Origin of the sequence: Microbacterium galbinum (assembly GCF_023101185.1) — a bacterium.
GTDB lineage: Bacteria > Actinomycetota > Actinomycetes > Actinomycetales > Microbacteriaceae > Microbacterium > Microbacterium galbinum.
Map to the genome: position 1 here is coordinate 741157 of NZ_CP078077.1, position 22710 is coordinate 763866.

General features: G+C 71.1%; 20 protein-coding genes. 4 read left to right on the plus strand and 16 right to left on the minus strand.

The window, feature by feature from the left end; translation table 11 throughout:
• Positions 1-8: 8 nt before the first annotated feature.
• The 4 genes from KV396_RS03715 to KV396_RS03730 are packed head-to-tail and all read right to left on the minus strand — an operon-like array spanning position 9 to position 3311.
• On the minus strand, positions 9-800 hold the full coding sequence (locus KV396_RS03715; RefSeq protein WP_247956862.1) for an SDR family oxidoreductase: 792 nt from the start codon (positions 798-800) through the stop codon (positions 9-11).
• Entirely contained in the window at positions 797-1825 is a 1029-nt protein-coding gene (locus KV396_RS03720; RefSeq protein ID WP_247956863.1) for a 5-oxoprolinase subunit C family protein, read from the minus strand. The genes KV396_RS03715 and KV396_RS03720 overlap by 4 nt, the downstream gene beginning before the upstream one ends.
• Positions 1822-2544: a 5-oxoprolinase subunit B family protein gene (locus KV396_RS03725; RefSeq protein WP_247956864.1), complete on the minus strand. Its 723-nt coding sequence runs from the start codon at positions 2542-2544 to the stop codon at positions 1822-1824. The genes KV396_RS03720 and KV396_RS03725 overlap by 4 nt, the downstream gene beginning before the upstream one ends.
• Positions 2541-3311: a LamB/YcsF family protein gene (locus tag KV396_RS03730; RefSeq protein WP_247956865.1), complete on the minus strand. Its 771-nt coding sequence runs from the start codon at positions 3309-3311 to the stop codon at positions 2541-2543. Before KV396_RS03730 ends, KV396_RS03725 begins: the two co-directional genes overlap by 4 nt.
• Before the next feature lie 198 nt (positions 3312-3509).
• Between KV396_RS03730 and KV396_RS03735 the strand changes: the two genes are divergently transcribed.
• Entirely contained in the window at positions 3510-4535 is a 1026-nt protein-coding gene (locus tag KV396_RS03735; protein WP_247956866.1) for a LacI family DNA-binding transcriptional regulator, read from the plus strand.
• A gap of 100 nt (positions 4536-4635) precedes the next feature.
• Here KV396_RS03735 and KV396_RS03740 read toward each other — a convergent pair whose 3' ends face one another.
• The gene (locus KV396_RS03740; RefSeq protein ID WP_247633887.1) at positions 4636-5988 is read right to left on the minus strand and encodes an MFS transporter; all 1353 of its coding nucleotides are present in this window, start codon (positions 5986-5988) and stop codon (positions 4636-4638) included.
• Between the two features lie 335 nt (positions 5989-6323).
• On the opposite strand from KV396_RS03740, the gene KV396_RS03745 reads away from it, so the two are divergent.
• Positions 6324-7190 carry a DUF2510 domain-containing protein gene (locus KV396_RS03745; RefSeq protein WP_247956867.1) on the plus strand — a complete coding sequence of 289 codons (867 nt, stop codon included), beginning with the start codon at positions 6324-6326 and terminating at the stop codon, positions 7188-7190.
• 25 nt (positions 7191-7215) lie between these two features.
• Here the strand turns inward: KV396_RS03745 and KV396_RS03750 are convergent, their stop codons facing one another.
• A complete protein-coding gene (locus tag KV396_RS03750) occupies positions 7216-8253 on the minus strand; it encodes a methionine synthase (RefSeq protein ID WP_247956868.1) in 1038 nt (345 codons plus the stop codon).
• 20 nt (positions 8254-8273) lie between these two features.
• Positions 8274-9266 carry a DUF1852 domain-containing protein gene (locus KV396_RS03755; protein WP_247956869.1) on the minus strand — a complete coding sequence of 331 codons (993 nt, stop codon included), beginning with the start codon at positions 9264-9266 and terminating at the stop codon, positions 8274-8276.
• 120 nt (positions 9267-9386) lie between these two features.
• Between KV396_RS03755 and KV396_RS03760 the strand changes: the two genes are divergently transcribed.
• Positions 9387-10328 carry a LysR family transcriptional regulator gene (locus KV396_RS03760; protein WP_247633883.1) on the plus strand — a complete coding sequence of 314 codons (942 nt, stop codon included), beginning with the start codon at positions 9387-9389 and terminating at the stop codon, positions 10326-10328.
• An 83-nt stretch (positions 10329-10411) separates the two neighbouring features.
• On the opposite strand, the gene KV396_RS03765 is transcribed toward KV396_RS03760, so the two are convergent.
• Together KV396_RS03765 and KV396_RS03770 are read right to left on the minus strand one after the other, a co-directional pair.
• Entirely contained in the window at positions 10412-11785 is a 1374-nt protein-coding gene (locus KV396_RS03765) for an APC family permease (RefSeq protein WP_323131839.1), read from the minus strand.
• 133 nt (positions 11786-11918) lie between these two features.
• Positions 11919-13016 carry an alcohol dehydrogenase catalytic domain-containing protein gene (locus KV396_RS03770; protein ID WP_247956871.1) on the minus strand — a complete coding sequence of 366 codons (1098 nt, stop codon included), beginning with the start codon at positions 13014-13016 and terminating at the stop codon, positions 11919-11921.
• A 116-nt stretch (positions 13017-13132) separates the two neighbouring features.
• On the opposite strand from KV396_RS03770, the gene KV396_RS03775 reads away from it, so the two are divergent.
• Positions 13133-14521, plus strand: coding sequence for a helix-turn-helix domain-containing protein (locus KV396_RS03775; RefSeq protein ID WP_247956872.1), 1389 nt, complete (start codon positions 13133-13135; stop codon positions 14519-14521).
• Positions 14522-14535: 14 nt separating this feature from the next.
• Here the strand turns inward: KV396_RS03775 and KV396_RS03780 are convergent, their stop codons facing one another.
• From KV396_RS03780 to KV396_RS03810, 7 genes are all read right to left on the minus strand, one after another.
• Positions 14536-15546 carry an alpha/beta fold hydrolase gene (locus KV396_RS03780; protein WP_247956873.1) on the minus strand — a complete coding sequence of 337 codons (1011 nt, stop codon included), beginning with the start codon at positions 15544-15546 and terminating at the stop codon, positions 14536-14538.
• A gap of 33 nt (positions 15547-15579) precedes the next feature.
• On the minus strand, positions 15580-17127 hold the full coding sequence (locus tag KV396_RS03785) for a GMC family oxidoreductase (protein WP_247956874.1): 1548 nt from the start codon (positions 17125-17127) through the stop codon (positions 15580-15582).
• Positions 17124-18509 (minus strand): alpha/beta fold hydrolase, encoded by a 1386-nt coding sequence (locus tag KV396_RS03790; RefSeq protein WP_247956875.1) that lies wholly within the window; start codon positions 18507-18509, stop codon positions 17124-17126. The genes KV396_RS03785 and KV396_RS03790 overlap by 4 nt, the downstream gene beginning before the upstream one ends.
• A complete protein-coding gene (locus tag KV396_RS03795) occupies positions 18506-19405 on the minus strand; it encodes an SDR family oxidoreductase (protein ID WP_247633875.1) in 900 nt (299 codons plus the stop codon). Before KV396_RS03795 ends, KV396_RS03790 begins: the two co-directional genes overlap by 4 nt.
• A gap of 76 nt (positions 19406-19481) precedes the next feature.
• Entirely contained in the window at positions 19482-20780 is a 1299-nt protein-coding gene (locus KV396_RS03800; RefSeq protein ID WP_247956876.1) for a glycosyltransferase family 2 protein, read from the minus strand.
• Positions 20777-21757, minus strand: a complete 981-nt coding sequence (locus KV396_RS03805) for a hypothetical protein (RefSeq protein ID WP_247633873.1) — start codon at positions 21755-21757, stop codon at positions 20777-20779. Before KV396_RS03805 ends, KV396_RS03800 begins: the two co-directional genes overlap by 4 nt.
• Positions 21754-22683 carry a WcbI family polysaccharide biosynthesis putative acetyltransferase gene (locus KV396_RS03810; protein ID WP_247633872.1) on the minus strand — a complete coding sequence of 310 codons (930 nt, stop codon included), beginning with the start codon at positions 22681-22683 and terminating at the stop codon, positions 21754-21756. The genes KV396_RS03805 and KV396_RS03810 overlap by 4 nt, the downstream gene beginning before the upstream one ends.
• Between the last annotated feature and the right edge of the window lie 27 nt (positions 22684-22710).

Consider the following 22710-nt stretch of genomic DNA (forward strand, 5'->3'; position numbering starts at 1 on the left):
GTTCTCGTTTACTCGGCGCTCGCGGCGGTCGCTGCGGACTGCACGAGCTCGGCGTCGCGGCGGTCGAAGGTGAGTCCTCCGGGCACCTGGAAGGTGGGCATGAGCTCGATGAGCCCGATGTTCACGTGCGAGGGGGCGTCGACCGCGTAGTCGATGGCCGCGACGATGTCGTCGACCGTGAGCGACTCGAAGCCCTCGTAGTAGGTCGCCCAGGCGGCGGCATCCGTCTCGGGCGTGCCGCCCAGGTTGCGCGAGAAGATCTCGGTCTCGATGCGGCCCGGGCTCAGCTCGGTGACGCGCACCCGCTTGCCGAGGGCGTCGTTGCGCAGCTGGCGCGACAGCTGGTGCACGGCGGCCTTGGTCGCGTGATAGGCCGTGTGGCCGAAGAAGTTGTAGTGCCCGGCGATCGACGAGATGTTGAGCACGTGGCCGCGGTCGCGCTCGACCATGCCCGGGTAGAGCAGGCGCAGGATCTGCATGACCGCCGTGAGGTTGACCTCGACGAGGTCGTCGAGGTCGTCGGCCGAGGCGTCGAGGATGTTGCCCGCGCGGCTGACACCGGCGCTGTTGAGCACGATGTCGGCTTCGACCCCGTCGAGCGCACGCGTGAGGGCGGCGGTGTCGCGCACGTCGAGCGCGTGGGTGATCACGCCCTTCTCGGCGAGGGCCGCCAGCCTCTGCTCGTCGCGGGCGATCGCGTGCACGGTGAGCCCCTTCGCGAGGAAGAGGTCGATCGCGCCGCGGCCCACGCCGCTCGTCGCGCCGGTGACGACGGCGGTGCGGTAGTCGGAGAAAGTCATAGGAGGGTCCTTCCGGTGGTGGCTGTGGAGAGGGCGTCCAGCGCGTCGAAGACGGAGCGGACGCGAAGGCGGAGCGCTTCGAGCTCGACGAGTTCGGCGCGGGCACGGGCCGCGGCATCGGATGCCGAGAGCCGCCGGAAGCGGAGGTGCTGCCCCGGGCGCACCTGGGCGAGCACATCGAGCGATCCGGAGGTGACGACCGCGAGCACCGGGTACCCGGCGGTGACGCCCCGCCCGCGGTGCAGCACGAGCAGTTCGTCGCCCGGCGGAACCTCGACCGCCCCCACGGGAACGCCGCGCGAGAGCACCTCGCCGTGCGTCCGCCGCTCGGGCAGCGGCCCGGTCATGCGCAGTCCGATGTGGTTGCTCTTCGGGGTGACCAGATAGGGCTGGGCGAACAGTCGGTCGGCGGTACCCGCGAAGTCGTCGAGGTCGGGGCCGTCGGTGACGTCGACGATGAAGCCCGTGGGCAGTCGCGGCACATCGAGGTCGTAGAGCTCGGCCGTGAAGTGCGCGTTGAAGACCGGCGCCGTGGCGGTGCGCAGCGCGATCCGCTCGCCGACCACGAGGCGCCCGCCGAAGCCGAGCACCGAGTCGGGAGCGCAGCTGCCGAGCAGCTGCGGCACGTCGAACGACCCGCGCACCGCGAGGTAGGAGCGCAATCCGCCCTGGATCTGCCGCAGGGCGATCGCCTCGCCCGCGCGCACCGAGACCGGCTGGTTCGTGGGCCGGCCGACGCCGTCGACGGTGAGGTGCCCGTCGGCGCCGGAGACCGCGATGAGGATGTCGATGTCGGCGACGAACTCGGCGTCGAGGGCGGTGATCTCGAGCACCGGGGCGGTCTCGGGGTTGCCGACGAGGATGTTCGCGATCCGCGCCGAGCGCTGATCGAGGGCGCCGTTGACCGGCACGCCGAAGCGGGGACCCCGGCGACGGCCGAGGTCGGTGACCTGGGTGGATCCGGCCTCGATGACCGTCAGCGCCCCGGCGTTCACCGCATCCGCGTTCCCCGCCCCGGCGTTCACAGCGCCACCATCCGGGTGCCGAGCAGGGCGTCGTACTCCGCCTGATCGATCGCGCGGAAGCGGATCAGGTCGCCGGGCTCGTAGGGCACGAACGGTTCGGCCGCGAGGTCGAGCACGACGAGCGGCGTGCGCCCGATGAGCGGCCAGCCGCCGGGGGCCGCGGCCGGGGTGATCGTCGCCTGGCGTCCGGCGACCGACACCACGCCCTGCGGCACGTGCGCCCGCGGGCTCGCGAGACGCGGAACGGGCAGGGGGAACGGCGGGCCGTCGAGCATGGGCGAGCCGCCGGGAGCACCGAGGCAGCGCACCACGTAGGTCGGTTCGGAGTGCAGGCGGATGACGTCGGCGACGCTGAGGCCCTGGGCATCGGCGACGGTGCGGAGGTCGAGCTCGCCGTCGATGTCGTAGAGCACCGGCACGTCGAAGGTGCGCGGGCTGTCGGTGAGCGGGCGGTCGTGATCGAGGCTGTCGACCACGTGCGCGAGGTACTCGCCGAGGCGCTCGAGCGACACCTCGGCGGGATCGATCTCGATCAGCGCCGCGTCGTAGGTGGGGATGACGCACTCGACGCCGGGCACGTGGGCCGCGTCGACGAAACGGGCCAGGTGGTGCACGAGGCGCCAGCCCGCTTCGCGGTCGGCGAGGGTGCTGGCGACGCGCAGCGCGGAGTTGCCGCTGGGCGAGATGACGACGGATGCCGATGACATGGGGTCGCTCACTCCAGCCAGTCCGCGAGCGGGGCGATCTCGACGCCCGCCGATTCGAGGCCCGCGCGGATCTGGCGGGCGAGCTCCACCGCGCCGTCGGTGTCTCCGTGCACGAGCACCGTGTCGCAGGCGACGGGGATGAGCACGCCGTTACGGCTCTCGATCACGCCGTCGACGACCATCCGCACGGTGCGCCGACGGATCTCCTCGGCGTCGTGGATCACGGCGCCGGGCTCGGTGCGGCGCACCAGGGTGCCGTCGTCCTCGTAGGCGCGGTCGGCGATGCCGACGATGCCCACGCGCAGACCCGCGGCCCGGGCGGCGTCGGCGAGCTTGCCGTCCTGGGCGAGCACGATGAGCTCGGGGTCGAGGCGTGCGGCGGCGGCGGCGACGGCATCCGCGTAGTCCTCGCGCACCGCGACGAGGTTGCCGAGCCGGCCGTGCGGGGCGAGGTGGGTGACCTGAGTGCCGTGGAAAGCGGCGATCGCCTGCAGCGCACCGAACTGGTAGAGCACGTCGGTGCGCACCTCGTCGGCCGTGAGGCCCATGTCGCGACGCCCGAAGCCCTGCAGATCCGGGAAGGAGGGGTGGGCGCCGATGCCGACGCCGCGCTGCACGCAGGCGCGGACGGTCTCGTCCATGATCTGCGAGTCGCCGGCGTGGAAGCCGCACGCGATGTTGGCCGAGGTGAGCACGTCGAGGAGGGCGGCGTCGTCGCCCATCCGCCACGGGCCGAAGCCCTCACCCAGGTCAGCGACCAGGTCGATCCTGCGGGTCATCGCCAGCTCCTCTCGTCGTCGATTCCGCCGTCGGGAAAAGGCTAGGACGGTCGGCACCGGAGGGTGCAGGATCGTGCCGCTTCCGTGCCGGATACCTCGCTCGAATCCCGTGTTTCTCGGGCATTCGGTTCGGTTGAATGGCAAAATCCGTGCCAGCGATGGGTACCGATGACGGCGCCGCTTCGCTACCATCGAGCCATGGCCGTTCCCGCCCGCCGCGTGCAGCGCCGCGTCACCCTCACCGAGATCGCCGAGGCGCTCGGCGTCGCCCCCTCGACGGTCTCGCGCGCCCTCTCGAACCCCAACCGCGTGAGCCCGGCGATGTACGAGCGCATCACCAGCAAGGCGCAGGAGATGGGCTACACCTCGGCGCTCCTGCCCGCCGCCGAGAACCGCCTCGCGCGCGGCACGATCGCGCTCGTGCTCCCGAACCTCACCAACCCGTTCAACCTCGACGTGACCCGGGGCGCTCAGGCGCAGATCCGGGCGGCGAGCTACCTGCACCTGCTCGTCAGCACCGAGGAGTCGTTGCCGATGGAGGAGCAGTGGCTGCGCGAGCTCGCCCGCACCGTCGACGGCATCGTCGTGTCATCGCCGCGCATCGATGACGAGGCCCTGCGCGCGGTCGCGCAGATCGCGCCGACCGTGGTGATCAACCGCCAGTCCCCCGGGCTCTCCGGCGTCGTGATCGACACCCCCGCCGGCCTCGCGCAGGCGGTGCACTACCTGCACTCGCTCGGACACACCCGCATCGCCTACGTGCGCGGCCCGCACGGCTCCTGGACCGACGGCACGCGCTTCGACGCGATCACGGCTGCCGCCGAGGAGGACGGCGTCGACCTCGTCGCCGTCGGCCGCTACCACGTGACCCTCGCGAACGGGGCGGCCGCAGCGGATGCCGTCGTGCTCACCCGCGCGACCGCCTGCATCTTCTTCAACGACGTGCTCGCGATCGGGGCGCTCGACCGGTTTCGCCAGCTCGGCGTCTCGATCCCCGACGACCTCAGCGTGGTCGGCTGCGACGACATCTTCGGCTCGTCGTTCTCGCATCCGCCGCTGACCACCGTCACCTCGCCGGGCGAGAGCGCCGGTCGCGCCGCGGTCGACATGCTGATCGGCCGCTTCGCGACCCGCGATCGCTCCGACCGCATCGACCACATCTCGGCGCACCTCACGGTGCGGGCATCCACCGGCCCCCGCAAGGGGGGTCAAGACACGCCCTGAACGGATGCCGCGTTGCGGCGTGTCCTGACCCCTCACGGCTTCCCGGGCGCTCGAAGGGCCCGGGAAGCCGAAGCATCCCGGGCCCTCGAGGCATCCGTCGTCAGGGGACGAGGATCGACGCGGTGACCGCGTCCTTCTCCTTCTGGGTCTGCTGCACGTCGTCGACCTCGTCGAGCGAGTAGCGACGGGTCTCCTTCGCGGTGAGCGCCGCGATCACGGCGATCGCCATGAGTCCGAGCCCGAGGAGGGCCGGTCCGAACCAGTTCTGCAGGTCTTCTCCGGCGAGTGCCGTGGAGGCCACCGGGCCGATGGCACCGGCGATCGCGAAGCCGATCTGCGTGCCGACCGCGAGACCCGAGACGCGGACGCGGTTCGGGAACATCTCGGCGAAGAACGCGGGCCACGCGGCGTTGGCCGTGGAGTAGAAGAACCCGTTGCAGAGGATGCCGAGGGTGAAGATCAGCGGCCAGTTGCCCTCGCTGATCGCCCACAGGTACGGCACGGTCGTGACACCGGCGCCCACGGCTCCGATGATGAAGACCGTCTTGCGGCCGATGAGGTCGGAGATGTACCCGGCGAACGGTGTGTAGAGCAGGGCGAGCAGGCTGGCGAGCACGGGCACCCAGAGCATGGTCGACTTGTCGAGGCCGTATCCGGTGGTCGCGAAGGCGACCGAGAACGTGGCGAACAGGTAGCTGACGCCGGCGATCATGGCGCAGGCGGCGACGCGGATGATCGTGCGCCAGTGAAAGCGCAGCACCTGCTTGATCGGCGGCAGCTGCGCCTTGATCGCCTGGGTCTCGACGAACGACGGCGGCTCTTCGAGGTTGCGGCGGATGAGGTACGCGACCACGACGACGACGGCCGAGAGCCAGAACGGGATGCGCCAGGCCCAGCCGAGCAGGTCTTCGGTCGGCAGCGCCGCGAAGGGGATGAAGACGGCGGTCGCGAGCAGGCCACCCGAGGCGGAACCGCTCGTGACGAAGCTCGTCGTGAAGCCGCGGCGGTTGTCGGACGCGTGCTCGAGGCTCATCGAGATCGCGCTGGCCTGCTCGCCCGAGACCGACAGGCCCTGGATGATGCGGATGACCACCAGCAGGATCGGGGCGAGGACGCCGATCTGCTCGAAGGTCGGCAGGCAGCCGATGATGAATGTGCAGATGCCGATGCCGAACAGCGTCAGCATCATGACGAACTTACGGCCGAAGCGGTCGCCGAGCGGGCCGAGGATGAAGGCGCCGAGCGGGCGGACCACGTAGCCGACCGCGAGCGTCATCATGCTGAGCAGCACGCGCACACCCTCGGGGAGCTCAGGGGGGAAGAACAGCTGATTGAGCACGAGCGCTGCGGCCGTGCCGTAGACGGCGAAGTCGTAGTACTCCAGGGTCGTACCGACCCAGGAAGCGATGGCCGCCTTCGCGGGCGTCTTCTTGGGAATTGCAGTATTCGTCATTTCGCCTCCATTGGCGGACTCTCAACAGGTACCACGATCGAGCGTCAGGCGCCGATGTCGGGGGTGCGCGGGTCCGCTAGCTGATTCATGGGCGGCGCTTTCGCTCGCTTGAGGGAACTGTATGGATCGCCGATCCGACAAGACAAGCGATGTGCCACGGATGTGCCACGCATCCCTTGTGATACCGCGCTTTTTCGATGGGTGCGTCATGTGATCGTCACGAACTTGCCACGAGATTTGCCAAGGATTGCCCGCTCTCGGCCCCGCGTCAGAGGCGGCCGCGGGAGCCGAGACGTTACGCTCGAACCGCTACAGCCGACGGGGAGGGTCGCTTCATGAACGCAGCACCGGGATGGTACGACGCGGGCACGCCGGGGCGTGTGCGCTGGTGGGACGGCACGCAGTGGACGGCGCATGAGGCGGATGCTCCGGCTGCCGTCGCGGCATCCGCACCGCCCGTCGGCCCGACGTCGACGATCGCTGCCGGCCCCCTGCCCGGCTGGTACGTCACCCCCGCCGGCCCCGCCCGCTGGTGGGACGGGAAGAAGTGGACGGCGATGCGCACGAAGACCGACGGCTCGCACGGCACGGACTGGGCGAGCACCGAGCAGGTGGGTTTCGCCTGGGCTTTGGGGGCGGTCTTCGCCTCGCTGGGCACCGTGCAGTTCGTGCTCGGCACGCTCGCTCCCGGCGTCTCGTTCGCCGGAATCCCGATGCTGCTCGTGGCCGCCCTGTGGTTCGGCATCGCGATCCAGACGACCGCCGTGCTGCGCATCCCGGTGCCGACCTCCGCCCCGCTGATGGCCGAGGCGTTCCGCCCGCTTCCCGGCGAGCAGGAGGGCCCCGGGGCCGGCTGGTACCCGATCACCGGCACCACCGGTCGCTGGTGGACCGGCGCGCGATGGAGTCAGTACACGAACTCGAAGTTCGGCATCCGCCCGACGTTCCACGCTCCGCAGGCTCAAGCCGCCCTGCGCTGGGTCGGCATCGGGGTGTTCGCCCTCGCGGCGATCGCTCTCATCATCGGGGTGTTCTTCATCATCGTCGGGGCGAACGATCCGTCCGACTATGCGTCGTCGGTCATCGGCTGGGTCACAGCGGTCGGTGCCGTGGTCTTCGCCGGTCTCGGGGCCGTCGTCTTCGCGATGACCCGCTACCAGACGCGCCTGCTCTTCCCGCCGAGCGAGCCGCCTCGGGTGTGACCCCCACCCGCGACGCCGGGCGCGGTCACCGTGCGTTCGCGGACAGCTCGTCGCGGAGCAGCGCCGCACCCGCGCTGAGCGCGCTGAGCTTGCCGAGGGCGACGTCGCGCGGCAGGGGCGCCATGCCGCAGTTCGTGCTCGGCACGAGCTTGTCGGCGTCGACGAACGCGAGCGCGTCGCGCAACGTGTCGGCGACCTGCTCGGGCGTCTCGACCGTCGTGCTCGACACGTCGATCGCGCCGAGCATGACCTTCTTGCCGCGGATGAGCTCGATGAGGTCGAGCGGCACGTGCGAGTTCGCCCGCTCGAGCGACACCGTGTCGATGATCGACTGCTGCAGCAGCGGGAACGACTCCTCGTACTGGCGCCACTCCGATCCGAGCGTGGCCTTCCAGTCGTTGTTGGCCTTGATGCCGTAGCCGTAGCAGATGTGCACGACGGTCTCGGCGCGCAGTCCCTCGGCGGCCCGCTCGAGCGTCGCGACGCCCCAGTCCTTGAGCTCGTCGAAGAACACGTTGAAGGCGGGCTCGTCGAACTGGATGACGTCGACACCGGCGGCCTCGAGCTCGCGCGCCTCCTGGTTGAGGATCGTCGCGAACTCCCAGGCCAGCTTCTCGCGGCTGCGGTAGTGGCGGTCCGAGAGCGTGTCGATCATCGTCATCGGGCCGGGAAGGGCCCACTTGATCGGCTGATCGGTCTGCTGGCGGAGGAAGCGCGCGTCGTCGACGAACACCGGTTTCTCGCGGCTCACGGCACCGACGACGGTCGGCACGCTCGCGTCGTAGCGATCGCGGATGCGGACCGTCTCGCGCTGATCGAAGTCGACGCCGCTGAGGTGCTCGATGAACGTCGTGACGAAGTGCTGGCGGGTCTGCTCGCCGTCGCTGATCACGTCGATGCCGCGTCGGGCCTGTTCCTGCACGGCGCTGCGCAGGGCGTCCTGCTTGCCCTCGGCCAGGGCATCGCCCTCGAGCTTCCAGGGCGACCAGAGGGTTTCGGGCTGCGCGAGCCAGGAGGGCTTCGGAAGGCTGCCGACGATCGAGGTGGGGAGAAGCGTGTTCATATCGGGTGATGCTCCGCGGCTCACGCGGCCGCGACCGGGTAGCCGGCGGCCCACTGAGCGAGCACCTCGCCGTGCGGCTTCATGAAGTGCTCCTCGGTGTGCTTGCCCTGCGCGAGCGCGAGCTGGCTGCGCTCCTCGCGGTCGTAGGCGATCTGGGTCGACGAGTAGTCGTTCTGGCCGAGGCTCGGACGGTAGATGCTGGCCGCCGCCGAGTTGGCGTTGTAGACCTCCGGGCGGTAGATCTTCTGGAACGTCTCCATCGTGGCGATCGTGCCGATCAGCTGCAGGTTCGAGTAGTCGTTCAGCAGGTCGCCCTCGAAGTAGAACGCCAGCGGCGCCACGCTTCCGGGAGGCATGAAGTACCGCACCTGCAGACCCATCCGCCCGAAGTACTCGTCGGTCAGGGAGTGGTCGTCCTGCAGGTACTCGACGCCGAGCACCGGGTGGTGGTTCTCGGAGCGGCGGTACTCCTTGCTCGTCGAGACGCTGATGCAGATGACCGGGGAGGTCGTGAAGCGCTCGCGGTAGGCATCCGAGGCGAGGAAGCGACGGAAGAGCTTGCCGTGCAGACCGCCGAAGTCGTCGGGCAGCGTGAACCTGCCCGCCGCCTCGGTCACGGCCGGCAGCAGCACGCTGAAGTCGTAGTCGCGCACGTAGGACGAGAAGTTGTTGCCCACGATCCCGTGGTGACGGCGGCCGGTGAGGCGATCGACGATCTGGATGTCGAGCACCTCGAGCAGCGGGAACCGCTGGTCCTCTCCCTCGGCCTCGAACTCCAGCCCGGCCGAGATGATCTCGAGCTCGAGCGTGTAGCGGTCGCGGGCCGGGTTGTCCCAGTGGGCGAGGTCGTTGAAACGTCGGTCGATCATCGTGAGCGCGTTGCGCAGGTTCTGCTGACGGTGCTCGCCGCGCGCGAGGTTCGCGAAGTTCGTCGTGATGCGCGAGTCTTCCGACGGCGAGTAGTCCTCGTCGAAGCGCGTGGTGGTGATGTGGAACGTGAAGTCGTTCGCCATGGGACGCCCATCTGCTGGATGATCGGCCGAGAGGCCGGGGAAGTCTGTAGCTCCATCGTGCAACCAGACACCGGTTATCAGGTAACTTGCCTGGCCTATGCATCCATATAGGCTCTCCCTATGGCTCGCTCGTCCAGCGGAATCACCCTCCAGCAGCTCCAGTACTTCGTCGAGGTCGCGGCGGAGGGCTCGATCAGCGCGGCCGCCGACCTGCTCTACGTCTCGCAGCCCACCATGTCGGCCGCGATGAAAGACCTCGAGTCGCGGGCGGGGCGCACGCTCCTGCTGCGATCGGCGCGCGGCGTGACGCTCACCTCCGACGGCGCGGAGTTCCTCGGTTACGCACGGCAGGTCACCGAGCAGGTGGAACTGCTCGAGCAGCGCTACCTCGGCCGGCCGCCGTCCCGGCGCTTGCTCGGCGTCTCGGCGCAGCACTACTCGTTCGTGATCGACGCGTTCGTGCGGATGGTCAAGACCAGCGGCGCCGCGGAGTACGAGTTCTCGCTGCGCGAGACGCGCACGTGGGACATCATCGAAGACGTCCGCACGCTGCGCAGCGAGATCGGCATCCTGTATCGCAACGACTTCAACCGCAGCGTCATCGACAAGCTGCTGCGCGACTCGGGGCTCGCGTTCCGCCCGCTCTTCCTCGCCGACCCGCACATCTTCATCTCGCGCAAGAACCCGCTGGCCGCCCGCGAGCGCGTCACGCTCGACGACCTCGCCGGTTTCCCGCGGCTCACCTTCGACCAGGGCGCGAACAACTCGTTCTACTTCGCGGAGGAGATCCTCTCCACCCTGTCGACGCCGCAGGAGATCCGCGTCTCGGATCGCGCCACCATCTTCAACCTCATGATCGGCCTCGACGGCTACACGATCTCGACCGGAATCATCAGCGACGACCTCGACCCCTCCATCGCCGCGATCCCCCTCGACATCGACGAGCGCATCGAGATCGGGTGGATCGGCCAGTCCGCGATCCCCCTCACCGAGCAGGCGCAGCGGTATCTGGAAGAACTGCGCGCCGTGGTCTCGGACTTCGGGGTGGAGTTGATCGACTAGGCGCTCGAAGACGGGTCCGCCCGGACACGACGATGGCCAGGACCCTCATCGGGTTCCTGGCCACCGTCGCCCGGGGGGGTCTATCAGCCGATTCCGTCCATCGCCGACGTCTCGGTGTTGCCGATGCGGGCGATCACCTCGGGGCGACGCGCCTTGAGGAACCAGTAGCGGCTGAGAGCGGCGAGCACGCAGACCACGAACACGTAGGGGATGACGTTGAACGGGAAAGCGGGCACGGGGAACACGTTCGCGAAGAACACGTAGGCCATCGTGACCACGGCGATCGTGGCGCAGACCCAGACGAGGCCGTTGCGCATGCCGGCGCGCTGCGTGTAGACGACGCAGGCGATCGCGACGAGCGCGTACGCGACCATGTAGCCGTAGGTGCCCCAGGTGTTGACCCACACGAGGATCTCCATGGGGTCGGCTCCCGCGACGAGGAACACGATGTCGACGACGACGGCGAGCGCCCCCGCGGCGAGCAGCACCCGGTGCGGCGTCAGGTGGCGGTCGTGCGTGCGACCGAACCGCTCGTGCACCACGCCCTCCTTGCCCATCACGTAGACGATGCGCCCGATCACGTTCAGCGGGGCGACGACGACGGCGAAGAACGACGCCGCGACGCCGAAGGTCAGCACCGGCGCGAACCACAGCGGCATGCCGATGAGCTCAGACATGCTCTCGAGCGGGCTCGCCGCGGTGGCCAGGTCGTCGCCGAGGACGGCGATCTGCGTGTACGCCGCGAAGACGTAGAGGATGCCGACGGTCAGCGCGCTCCACATGATCGCGCGGGGAATCGCCTTGTAGGGGTTCTTCGCCTCACGTCCGAGCGCATCGGCCGACGAGAACCCGACGAATCCGAGGATGCCGAGCACCATGCCGGCCGCGATGCCCTGGAACGACGAGCCCTCGGCGATCAGCTGGGCCGGATCCCAGGCCGCGGGCCCGGCCCACACGAGCGCCGAGATCAGCAGCACGAGGATGATCGCGACCGACAGCAGCTCCAGCACCAGCGAGACGCGTGCCGACAGTCGGATGCCGCGGATCGTGAACAGCGTCGCGAGCCCGCCGAGCACGACGGCGAGCCCGATGCTCCACCCCAGGCCCGAGGCGGGGATGCCGAGGAGGGTGAGGAACTGACTCATGTACGACACCGAACCCATGAGGGAGGCGGCGGCGATGCCGAAGCATCCGATCAGGAGCGTCGCGCCGGCGAGGTACGCGCCGGCCGGACCGAGGCCCTTCGACACGTAGGTGTAGAGCGATCCGGCCGAGGCGTGCTTGCGCGCGAAGACCACGACGCAGTAGCCGACGCAGAGGATCACGATCGTGGCGAGGGCGAAGGCGTAGATGGTGCCGTTGCCGGCGCCGAGGAAGATCGCGGCGGCGGTGAACGCGATGACCGCGCTGGGGGCGATGTTGGCGATCGCCTGGGCGGCGAGCTCCGGTCCGCTCATCACGCCGCGGCGCAGCCCGGCATCGACCGGGGCGCCGGCGGCGGGGCCGGGCGGGCTCTGGGGGGTGGTCGTGGTCACGGGGTCTCCTTCGTATCGGGGTCGGCGGAGTAGTGCAGGGAGGGGAGGGAAGAGGTCAGGGGATGAGGAGCGTGCGCAGGGCCTGGCCGGACTCGAGCTCCTCGAACGCCTCGGCGGCTTCGGCGAGCGGTCGGCGCGAGGAGATGAGCGGATCGAGGATCAGCTGACCGTCCATGTACCGGTCGACGAGTGCGGGGATGTCGATGGCCGGGCGCACCGAGCCGTAGTTCGAGCCCAGGATGCGCTGGTCGGCCTCGGCCAGCACCAGCGGCTCGAACGAGGCGCGCGCACCGGTCGGGGGAAGCCCCACGATCACCGCGGCTCCGCCGAGGCCGAGCATCTCGATGGACTGCTCGGTGGTGACGGTGCGACCGATCGCGTCGAAGGCGTAGTCGACGCCGTCGGGAAGCAGCGCGCGCAGCTGGGCGACGGCGTCGCCGTCGGGTGCGACGATCTGGTCGGTGGCGCCGAACTGCGCCGCGAGGCGGGTCTTGTCCTCGCGCACGTCGATCGCGACGATGCGCTCGGCCCCGGCGAGCCGCGCGCCCTGGATGACGTTGAGGCCCACGCCGCCGCATCCGATCACGGCGACGAGCGCTCCGGGTTCGACGCCCGCGGTGTTCATCACCGCGCCGACGCCGGTCGCGACCGCGCATCCGACGACGGCGATGACGTCGAGCGGTGCGTCGTCGCGCACCTTGATTGCGCCGGATGCCGGAACCACGACCTCCTCGGCGAACGACGAGACGCCCAGGTAGTGGTGCACCGTCTCGCCGTCCTTGCTGAGACGGGAGGTGCCGTCGAACAGCACGCCGAGCGGCGCGACGACCGTGGCGACCTTCTGGCACCGCGCCTCGTGGCCCGAGCGGCAGTACCGGCACTCGCCGCACGGCGGCACCCAGCTGAGCACCACGTGGTCGCCGACGGCGAGCGAGGTGACGCCCTCGCCGAGCTCGGTGACGATGCCCGAGCCCTCGTGCCCCATCACCATCGGCGCCGGGGCGGCCCACTCCCCCCGCTTCACGTGCAGGTCGGAGTGGCAGACCCCGGCGGCGGCGATCTTCACCCGCACCTCTCCGGCAGACGGAGGAGCGAGCTGCACCTCGGTGTGCTCGATCGGGCTGTCGCTGTCGCGGAAGACGATGGCCTGCATGGGGCCCCTTTCGTTCGTGTGGGTCGCGCCTCATCGTAGGAACAGCGGCGCAGCGGTGTCATTCACAAAAATGATGAGGAGCAAGCATCCGAATCGACATTCCTTATACTTCGGATATGGCACGAGACCTGGCATCGATCGCTCGGCTCCTCGGCGCGACGCTCGTCGCCGGCGGCGCTCTCGGCCCGAAGGCCACGGTGGCGAGCGCCGTGCCGGTGGGCGACTTCGCCGTCGTGCCGCATCCGCAGTTCGCGACGCTCGTGGTCGGCAGCCCCGACGAGATCGCGCGCGGACTCGACGACCCGGAGCGCGGTGATCTGCTGCGGCTCGCCGTGGTCGTGGCGACCGGGCCTCTCTCCGCCGTGCCGGACGGGGTCACCGCGCTGATCGCGCCCACGGTCGACCCGTCCGTCGTTCTGCCCACGCTGCAGGCGGTGCTCGCGACGGACGCCGCTGCCGAGGACCGCGCCGTTCTCGCCGCGACGAAGGTGCTCGCGCTCGCCGCCCGCCGCAGCGGAGTGGCGGGGGTGGTCGCCGAGCTGGCCCGACGTCTCGACGGGTGGGCCGTGCTGCTCGACCGCGACGCGCAGCCGATCGCCTCGGCGGGTGCCGGCGCGCTGCACATCGGGGATGCGGTCGCCGTGGCCTTCAATCGCCCGGTCCGCGTGCGCAGTCGGGCGCTGCAGGTGCATCCCGTCGGCACCGACGAGGACATGTCCGCGTTCCTCGTGGTGACCGCCCGTAGCGGCTCGACCAGCCGCGCCCGTGACCTCAGCTCCCAGGCGGCGGCGCTGCTCGATCTGCTCCTGCGCACGCACGACGGCAGCCGGACCGAACGCCTCGGACGCGCCACGATGATGCGCGTGCTGGAGGACGGCGGACCGAACGCCGTCGCGCTGGCGAAGGAGTGGGGCGTGCGCGACCGCGCCCTGGCCGCGTTCACCCTCTCGGCCCGCTCGTCGAGCGTCGACGCCGAGCGCGCCGTCATCCACTGGCTCGAAGACCTCGGCGCGCCGCATCTGCTGACCGCCGCGCAGGGGGTGGTGACGGGCTTCGTGCGCGCGGAGCACATCGACGAGATCGCGGATCGCGCGACGACGTTCTCCGTACCCCTGCATCTGGGGCTCGGCTCCCCGTCGGCACTCGACGCCCTCGCGCGGTCCGTCGAGGAGGCGCGTCGCGCACACCGCGTCGCCGCGACCGAGGGGCGCTCCGTCGTGCACTACCGCGCGATGCCGACCGTCGACCTCGTGCTCGACCGCCTCGCACCCGGTGACGCACGCACGCTGGCCGCACTGGTCGATCCGCTCGACGACGACCTCGTCGACACCCTGCACACGTTCCTCGCCGAGAACGGCGCCTGGGGAGCCGCGGCCGCACGCCTGGGCGTCCATCGCCAGACCCTGGCGGCACGGGTGCGACGGATCGAGCACGTCACCGGGCTGTCGATGTCGAGCGCCGACGACCGTGCCGCGGCCTGGCTGGCGCTGCGCGCACGCCGCTGAAAAAACGCGACCCCTCAGCCGTCCGAGCGGCGGCGGCGCAGGCGACCGTATGCCCGACGCAGGATCCGCGCGTGGCGTTCCTTGGCGCGTTCGACGCCCGCCTCGTCGCGGCGCAGCGCGCTCACCCATTCCGACACGCGCGCCGTGAACGCTCCCCAGACCAGCCGCGCATCGACGTGCAGGGGCGGCGGGGTCACGGCATCCTCGTCGTCGAGACGCCCCCTCCGCCGCAGCCGGTCGTCGATGTGCGCGAGCGTGAGCTGGGCGACCCCCACCGCGTGGCCGTTGATGATGGAGTGCGAGGCGCCCTCGATCTCCCAGCGTCGCGCCGACGCCGACGCCGCCGCAACGAGACGGGAGTGGAACCGGCGCGGCGAGGTCGTGTCGAACTCGCCGCGGATCAGCAGCAGGGCAGCGTCGGCATCCGCGATCCGCTCGGTGATCCGGTAGCGCAGCACGTGCGGGAGCACACGCACGAAATAGACCGGTCCGCACAGAAGATACGCCGACACCGCGATCATCGCGAGGTGCACCGACTCCCGCGTCGCCGACTGCGCGAATCGCACGGCCTGCCGGAAGACCGTCGCCTCGGCCTCGTTGACGACCGGGCTCACGAGCACCGCGTGCGAGAGGCCCGACCTGCGTCCCAGCACCTCGGTGACGATCTGGGCCCCCATCGAGTGCCCGATCAGCACGGGGTCGTCGAGCCGGTAGTGGTCGAGCACCGCCTCGACCTGATCCGCGAAGAACGCGACGTCGGGGGTGTGCCCGGGCGCGGCCGACATCCCAGCGAAGCCGGGAAGATCGAGGGCGTAGACGTCGCCCCTCTCCGCGAGGGTCGGCGCGAGGAACTCGAAGTAGCTGGCCGCCACCCCGAGGCCGGCGACGAGCACGAATGCGCGCGACGACGCGGGATCGGCGGCCTCGACGCGCGTCACCCGGGTGACGACGCCGTCGCAGGAGACGTGATCGACCGAGAGGTCGATCGGGTCGTCGGCGTCGTGCCGGGCGTGGCTAGCGGGCATCGATCCATTCTCGTCTCCTCCGCCGCCGATCGATCACAGGCCCGCCAGCATCCGGTCGGCCGTGCGCAGCGACAGGGCCATCTGCGTCAACCCCGGGTTCGCCGTCAGCGCGCTCGGGTAGGTCGAGTTGTCGCACACCCAGAGGTTGTCGATGTCGTGCGAACGACCCGAACCGTCGACCACGCCCTCCGCGGGGTCGTCGCTCATCCGGCAGGTGCCGAGGGTGTGCGCCGACCGCGCGAGCACGCGGGTGCTGCGCGCGCCCGCCGCCGTCAGCAGATCGATCATGGTCGCGATCGCGTGATCGTCGATGGCCTTCTCGTTGGCCCCCGGCGAGAACGTGATCGTCGCCCGCGGCAGCCCCCACTCGTCCGTCTCCGACGAGAGCTCGATGCGGTTCTCGTCGGATGGCAGGCATTCCGCATTCATCCCGATGCCGGCGCTGTACCTCGCGGTTTCCAGCTCGTCGACGAGATCGGTGCCCCAGACCCCTCCCCCACGCACGAGCGAGGTGGCGTACGTGAAGGGCATGACCCCGAGACTCTGCAGCAGGTAGCCGCCGACGAAGTCCGCGCCGGCGGGGCGCACGAAGTCCTCGGTGATGACCGCCGAGGGGTAGCCGCGGTATCCGCGGATCTGCTCGTCGAAACGCCCCCAGACCTGCACGGCGCCGTGGGCGAGGAAATTGCGCCCGACCTGTCCGCTCGAGTTCGCGATCCCGTTGTGCAGCAGCAGCCGAGGAGTCTCCACGCCGCCGCCCGCGAGCACGAGCGCGGCGCACCGCTGCCGCCGGTCCTCACCGTCCTCGCGGTACACGACACCGGTCACCCGCCCGCGCGCATCGCGCTCGATCGTGTGCACGACCGCATCCGGGCGGATTTCGGCACCTGCGGCGACCGCGGCCGGAAGGTAGGTGATCGCGGTGGTCGCTTTGGCGCCGTGGCGTTCGCCCTGGTGGATCGACCCGACGTTGGTGGTGGCGTGCCGCAGACCGTGGTGGGGCTGCAGACGGTCCCGCGTGAGGATCGCCGCCGGGGCGTCGGCCGCGCGGATGCCGAGAACCGCCGCACCCGCGAGCATGAGGTCTGCCGGGGCGTTGCGCCGGGGCGGAGGGTACAGGTAGGTGCGCGACGGGTCCCACGGGTACGGCGTGGGACCCGATACCCCGATGTCGGCCTCGACCTGCGCGACGTAGCGGATGAGCTCGTCGTGGTCGATCGGCCAGTCCGCACCCTCACCGGTCTCGGTTCGCAGCCGCAGATCGCGGGCATCCGGACGGGGAGTGAACGCTCCCCAGTGCACGGTTCCTCCGCCGACACCGAACCCGCTGTTGTTCGGGCCGAACGCGGTCGGAGCGTCTCCGCCGCTGAATCGGCTCGACATCCAGTTGATCGCGGTCGCCTCGACCTCGTCGGGGGTGTAGTCGGCGGGATCGTGATTCGGCCCGGCTTCGAGCGCGACCACGCGCAGCCCCCGCTCCGCCAGTCTCGCCAGCAGCGGCGCGCCCCCCGCGCCGGTGCCGACCACCACGACGTCCACGATCTCGTCGCGGTCGAACCTGCGCATGCCGTCGAGGTTCATGACGCCCCTTCCGTTCCGTCCACGACCGCTCCGAGGTCGGAGGGCTCCCACCCGTCGCGCAGGCCGGCTCCCAAGGCGAGATACCCCGCGAAGGAGACCTCCTCCGCACCCGTGGCGAACCCGTCGTAGCCGACCCGGGCGAGGGAGGCGGGATGACACAGCCACTCGCGCACGAGGTCGACGCGCACGTCTTGGAACCAGCGGCGCAGGTCGTCGGCATCCGCGGTGATGCCCGGAATCGCGGTGCCGGCGATCACCTCTCGGAGCACCCCGTCCCGCTCCTCGGCCCCCTCGGGCCACACCCGGGCGAGCTGGTCGAGGCCGGCGCGATACGCCTCGTCGTCCGGCAGCGCTCCGGCCGGACGCCAGCCGTCTCCGCCGCCGGCGGCGAGATCGGCGTCGACGCGCGCCGCCAGATCGATGCTCCCGCCGGGCGGTTGAGGCACCACGCGGGCGGCGACGGCGCGCAGGAGGTCCAGCTGTTCCGAGGAGAGCACCCGCGGGCGGTACGCGGGATCGTCGGGCAGTGCACGGCGCGCGAGCGTGCTCCGCACGCGCGCCGAGACCCGCGGCGAGGCGAGCAGAGTCCCCCATTCCGCGGGCACTCGCACGCTGTGCTCCGCGATCTCCTCCCACAGCTCGGTGATCGCCGCCGCCACCTCGCCGGGGCGCTCCTGCAGGAGCAGGTGCCCCGCTCCGGCCAGGGCGATGAACCGGGCGCGCGGATACACGTCGGCGAGCAGGTCCGGCTGCGCGTCAGCGCCGAGTGCCTCGTCTTCGCCGCCGGCGAGCACGCGGCAGGGGAGGTCGAGCGTCCCGACGGACGCCGTGATGTCCTCGACGCTCCCCTCCTCGAGCCACCGCCGCCACGCGAGGGGCGACATCCGGGCCACCGCGTCGACGGTCTCGCGCTGCCGCTCGGGCGGAAGCCCGCCGCCGACGTTGTCGTCGACGAAGGTCTGCGCGTCGCTCTCGGAGATGCCGCCCTCGGCGACCCAGGAGAGCATCTGCCGCCTCTTCTCGGCGGGCATCGGCTCGGGGGACGGTGGCGACGGCGCCAGCAGAACCGCGCCGAGCAGGCCGAAGATCTCGGGCTCGCCGTCGCGGATCCGGGCGGCGACGGCCGCGGCGATCTTGCCTCCCATGCTGTGCCCGCACAGCATCCAGGGTCCTCCGTCGGCGGCTTCCCGGATCACGGCGAGGGCGGCGTCGACCTGGGCGGCGACCGATCCCTCGGGCGCATCCGGAGCGGATCCCTGACCCGGGAGCTCCACCGCGATCACGCGGAAACGGTCGTCCAGCTCGGCCTGCAGCGGCTGGGCGGAACGGGCGTCGAGCCCCAGGCCGGGCAGCACGAACACCGTGCACCTCTCGGCGGTCACGGGGTGACCATGCCCCCGTTGACGTTCAGCGTCGCGCCCGACACGTAGCCCGACTCCTCCGAAGCGAGGAAGACGTAGGCGGGCGCGAGCTCCGCGGGCTGCCCCGCGCGCTGATACGTGTTCTCGTCGTCGAAGTGCAGCATCTGCTCGTCGGAGACGCCGTCCGACACCTGCAGAGCCGTCCAGACCGGGCCGGGCGCCACGACGTTCACGCGGATGCCGCGCTCGGCGAGCTGCAGCGCGAGGCCCTTCGCGAGGTTGTTGACGGCGGCCTTCGTCGCAGCGTAGTCGAGCCGGTCGGGCGAGGGCTTGTACGCCTCGAGGGATGCCGTGCTGATGATGCTGGCGCCGGGTCCGAGGTGCGCGAGAGCCGCCTTGGTGATCCAGAAGTTGGCGAACACGTTCGTGCGGAAGGTGGCCTCGAACTGCTCGTCGCTGAGGTCTTCGACCCGCTCGACCGCGATCTGTCGACCGGCGTTGTTGACGACGACGTCGAGGCCCCCGAGGAAGTCCACCGCCTCCGCGACCAGCCGGCGGCACTCCGCGGCCTCCGAGATGTCGGCGACCACGGCGCGTCCGCGGCGCCCGGCGTCGGCGATGAGCGCGAGCACGTGCTCGGCATCCTCCTCCTCACCGGGCAGGTGCGCGATCACGACGTCGGCACCCTCGCGGGCGAAGGCGATGGCCGTCGCCGCTCCGATGCCCGAATCCCCGCCGGTGATGAGCGCCCGCCGGCCGGTCAACCGGGCGGTGCCGCGATACGACTCCTCGCCGAGATCGGGGACGGGGGTCATGCGCGCCTGGATGCCGGGCTCGGGCTGGTGCTGCAACGGCGGCTCGACGCGGGCGTAGCGGGTCACGGGGTTCGTCGGGGAATGCTCATCCGATTCAGGCATGCCGCCACGTTAGGCGAACCGGCTCTCTCGTGAGGAGGGCTTGCGCTCGACCCCTCCGATAGGCCAGGGCCTCGGGTCAGATGAAGGCGGACGGTCCACCCCAGCCGCCGACCCATGCCTCGACGCGCGGATCCGAGCGCATCCGGTGCACGCCGTCGACCACCCTGCGCTCGGTGGCGAAGGCGGCCTCCGTGCCCCAGCGCTGCGCGCGACGCTCCGCGCGTCGGGAGCGCAGAACGCCGAGCGGTTCGCCGTCGACGTCCACGAGCTCCACCGTCCCCACGTCGCCGACCCCGCAACGAGCGAGGAGATCCGTGATTCCCCGCGGGTCGAGGACCACCAGCGGCACATCGACCTCCCAGGTCACCCGGGCGTCGGCATCCGCTCCGTCGACACCCACGCGCGGATCGTCGATCGTGCCGGCGGCACCGGGATCGAGCACCACCCGGCTGCGCGGCAACGCCGCGAGCAGCGAATCCACCGCGATGAAGAGCGCGGCCGGCGCGTGCGATCCGCGCAGCCGCAGCACGACATCGGCCGCCCCCGCCCACAGCGCCCGTGGCGCGGAGCCCGGCACGGGAATGGCCGAGACCAGACGCAGCGTCTGAGCGTTCGCTCGTTCGAGGCCGGCTCCATCGCGCTCGGCCCATTCCGGCCCGTCGTGCCACGCCACGGCCTCGGGAACATGCGCGAGGAGAGCACCGGCCCGCCACATCCGATGCGCCCATTCCCAGTCCTCCCCGCCGTAGGCGGTGAACGACTCGTCGAACCCGCCCGCCTCGTCGTACAGCATCCGCGAGCAGGCGATCACCGCCCCGATCACGAAGCGGTACGACCGGTCGTCGGCGTCGCGAAGATCGGCGGTGCGGGCGTACTCCTCGGCGAGCCAGGACGGCTCCGACAGCTCACGACCGACGGCGGCCTCGGCGACGGCGACCGTGGCCGGGATGCCGGAGAAGTCGGCATGGCGCCGCCGCCCCACCGTGACCGCCTCGGGCAGCAGCGCCGGGAGACGGGTGAGCGCCCGAACGTACCCCGGTTCCGGCGAGGTGTCGGCATCGAGGAAGCAGAGGATGTCGCCGCTGCTCGCCCGCGCACCGAGATTGCGCACGGCGGAGAGGCGGAAGCCCCGGTCGTCCTGGCGGACGACGGTCACGCCCTCCGGCACATCGACGGGGCATGGAGACCCGTCGTCGGCGACGACGATCTCGAGCAACTCCGGCGGGTAGTCCTGCGCGCCCAGCGCGTGCAGGGTGCGGGCGAGTTCGTCCGGCTGGTCGTAGTGCGCGACGATCACCGAGACACGGGGAAGCGGATCGGGATGCACGCCGTCGCGCTCGTTCCACCGGTTGCCGACCACGTACGGCGCCCTCATGCGCCCCGCTCCGCCCACCAGCGCGTGTACGCGTCGACCGCGTCGTCCCACGACCCCGGCACCCGATCGCGACCGTGCCGGGTCGACGCCGGGTCCGCAGCCGCTCGGCGCACCGCAGCGGCGAGATCGCTCTCGTCGGCGACCGTGAGGGTTCCCGGGCGCAGCGCCGCCATCTCGTCGATGTACCGGTTGCGCATCGCCACGGGGCGACGCCCCCACCCGATCCACGAGGCCAGAGAGCCGGAGGCCGAGACGTGCCGATGTGCGATCAGCGGCACCGAGACCGCCCGCCCGCGCCGTGCGATCTCGGCGTCGTCGAGCCACCCGGTCACATCGACGGCGACGCCCTGCGAACGGGCACGGCGGACGAACGCGGCGAGATCCTCGGCGTGCCCCTCCGAGGCGCGGCCGAGCACCGTCATCCGCTGCAGCCCCGCCGCGGCGGCCGCGCTCGCCGCCTCGTCGTGCCCCTTACCGGGGTAGAAGTACCCGAGCACGCCCACCGTGCCGTCGAGCTCGGCTCGCTCGTCGGTCGGCGCGGCGAGCACCTCGACGGGCAGCGGCACCCGCGCGACCGGCCCCGCCCAGACGTGCTCCTCCCGCAGCAGCGCGCTCTCGTGCGCGCTGTTGACGACGACTCCCCGGGCCGAGCGCGCGACGAGCGCGTAGGCGTCGCGGCGCCGGACGCGGTTGCGCGGACCATCCGACTCCTGCGGCACGTCGTGCAGCGTCACGCTGATCCGCAACCGCGCGGCGAGTTCGGTGAAGAGCCGGGAGGCCTCCTCCGGCGAGTCCGCCCACAGGCGATCGGTGAACTGGGCGTGCACCGTCGTGCCCGGATCGAGTCGGAGGAGGTCGGCGGGTTCGACGACCTCGACCTCGGGGTGCGCGGCGGTGACCGCGACGGCGAGGTCCCGCGAGTACACGGCGACGCCGTGGGTTCCCGGATGCGCGAGCAGGAGCGGTATCGCGCTCACGCGGCGCGCCAGACGGCGAGAAGCGGAGCGAGCCGTTCGACGGCCGCCCGCACGAACTCCGGACGGGCGGCGTACCACTCGCGGTGCGCGGCCTCCACCTCGTCGACGTCGAGGTCCGCCCCGTCGACGATCCAGTTCGCGCGCGGCTCCTCGGGGAGCGACCACGCCTCGACGACCTCGGGCTCGAGCGGGGCGCGCACGGCGGCGAGCAGCGGACGCCCCGGGTCGGTCGGTCCGCCGGCGACGCCCAGGACGCGCAGCACGCGTTCGCCGAGCGGGAGCCAGACGGCGTTCCCGGGATGGTTGACGGTGCGCATGTGATCGGCGGTGACATCGTCGAACAGATCGGAGACCGGGACATCGCAACGCGTCTCGCGGGTGCGCAGGACGTCGATCGAGGTCTCTCCGACAGCGCGCACCCTCGTCGGCGGCAGCGCGGCGGCGACCGGGATGCCCGCGGCTCCCGCCAGGGTGCGGATGTCGTGATACGGCACGAGCGGCGGATCCTCATCGATCCCGGGCACCCGGATCGCTGCCTGGAACGGATGCAGACCGGCGAACCGCACGGGCGGCAGGGTGACCACGCGAGCAGTGGTGGCCGCGGCGATCTGACGCGTCCCGAGGGGCAGGCCGCGATAGTCGTCGCGGATCGGCTGAGTGACCACCGTGTGCGCGGCGGCCACCAGCGTGTGCAGGCGCTCGGCCTCGTCGCCGCTCAGGTCGTGCACGGGTGGGACGCGCACGAATCGACGACCCGGCGCGTCCATCACCCAGCGCAGGGACTCTGCCTGGCAGTTGCCCACGACGACCCCGAACGCCTCGGGCAGCGGCTCGAGGCCGAAGAACTCCGCGTAGTGCCGGCGACGCGCTAGCACCGCGGACCCGGCGGGCGCAACGGGCGTGCCCTTCTCGGCGAAGTCGATCATCATACGAACGTATACCTTCGCCCCCCT

What these genes read in the sequence shown, in the direction of transcription:
- KV396_RS03715 (WP_247956862.1), bottom strand. Translation starts at nt 800, where the DNA reads ATGACTTTCTCCGACTACCGCACCGCCGTCGTCACCGGCGCGACGAGC.
- KV396_RS03730 (WP_247956865.1), bottom strand. Translation starts at nt 3,311, where the DNA reads ATGACCCGCAGGATCGACCTGGTCGCTGACCTGGGTGAGGGCTTCGGC.
- KV396_RS03735 (WP_247956866.1), top strand. Translation starts at nt 3,510, where the DNA reads ATGGCCGTTCCCGCCCGCCGCGTGCAGCGCCGCGTCACCCTCACCGAG.
- KV396_RS03740 (WP_247633887.1), bottom strand. Translation starts at nt 5,988, where the DNA reads ATGACGAATACTGCAATTCCCAAGAAGACGCCCGCGAAGGCGGCCATC.
- KV396_RS03745 (WP_247956867.1), top strand. Translation starts at nt 6,324, where the DNA reads ATGAACGCAGCACCGGGATGGTACGACGCGGGCACGCCGGGGCGTGTG.
- KV396_RS03750 (WP_247956868.1), bottom strand. Translation starts at nt 8,253, where the DNA reads ATGAACACGCTTCTCCCCACCTCGATCGTCGGCAGCCTTCCGAAGCCC.
- KV396_RS03755 (WP_247956869.1), bottom strand. Translation starts at nt 9,266, where the DNA reads ATGGCGAACGACTTCACGTTCCACATCACCACCACGCGCTTCGACGAG.
- KV396_RS03760 (WP_247633883.1), top strand. Translation starts at nt 9,387, where the DNA reads ATGGCTCGCTCGTCCAGCGGAATCACCCTCCAGCAGCTCCAGTACTTC.
- KV396_RS03765 (WP_323131839.1), bottom strand. Translation starts at nt 11,785, where the DNA reads ATGAGCGGACCGGAGCTCGCCGCCCAGGCGATCGCCAACATCGCCCCC.
- KV396_RS03770 (WP_247956871.1), bottom strand. Translation starts at nt 13,016, where the DNA reads ATGCAGGCCATCGTCTTCCGCGACAGCGACAGCCCGATCGAGCACACC.
- KV396_RS03775 (WP_247956872.1), top strand. Translation starts at nt 13,133, where the DNA reads ATGGCACGAGACCTGGCATCGATCGCTCGGCTCCTCGGCGCGACGCTC.
- KV396_RS03780 (WP_247956873.1), bottom strand. Translation starts at nt 15,546, where the DNA reads ATGCCCGCTAGCCACGCCCGGCACGACGCCGACGACCCGATCGACCTC.
- KV396_RS03785 (WP_247956874.1), bottom strand. Translation starts at nt 17,127, where the DNA reads ATGAACCTCGACGGCATGCGCAGGTTCGACCGCGACGAGATCGTGGAC.
- KV396_RS03795 (WP_247633875.1), bottom strand. Translation starts at nt 19,405, where the DNA reads ATGCCTGAATCGGATGAGCATTCCCCGACGAACCCCGTGACCCGCTAC.
- KV396_RS03800 (WP_247956876.1), bottom strand. Translation starts at nt 20,780, where the DNA reads ATGAGGGCGCCGTACGTGGTCGGCAACCGGTGGAACGAGCGCGACGGC.
- KV396_RS03810 (WP_247633872.1), bottom strand. Translation starts at nt 22,683, where the DNA reads ATGATCGACTTCGCCGAGAAGGGCACGCCCGTTGCGCCCGCCGGGTCC.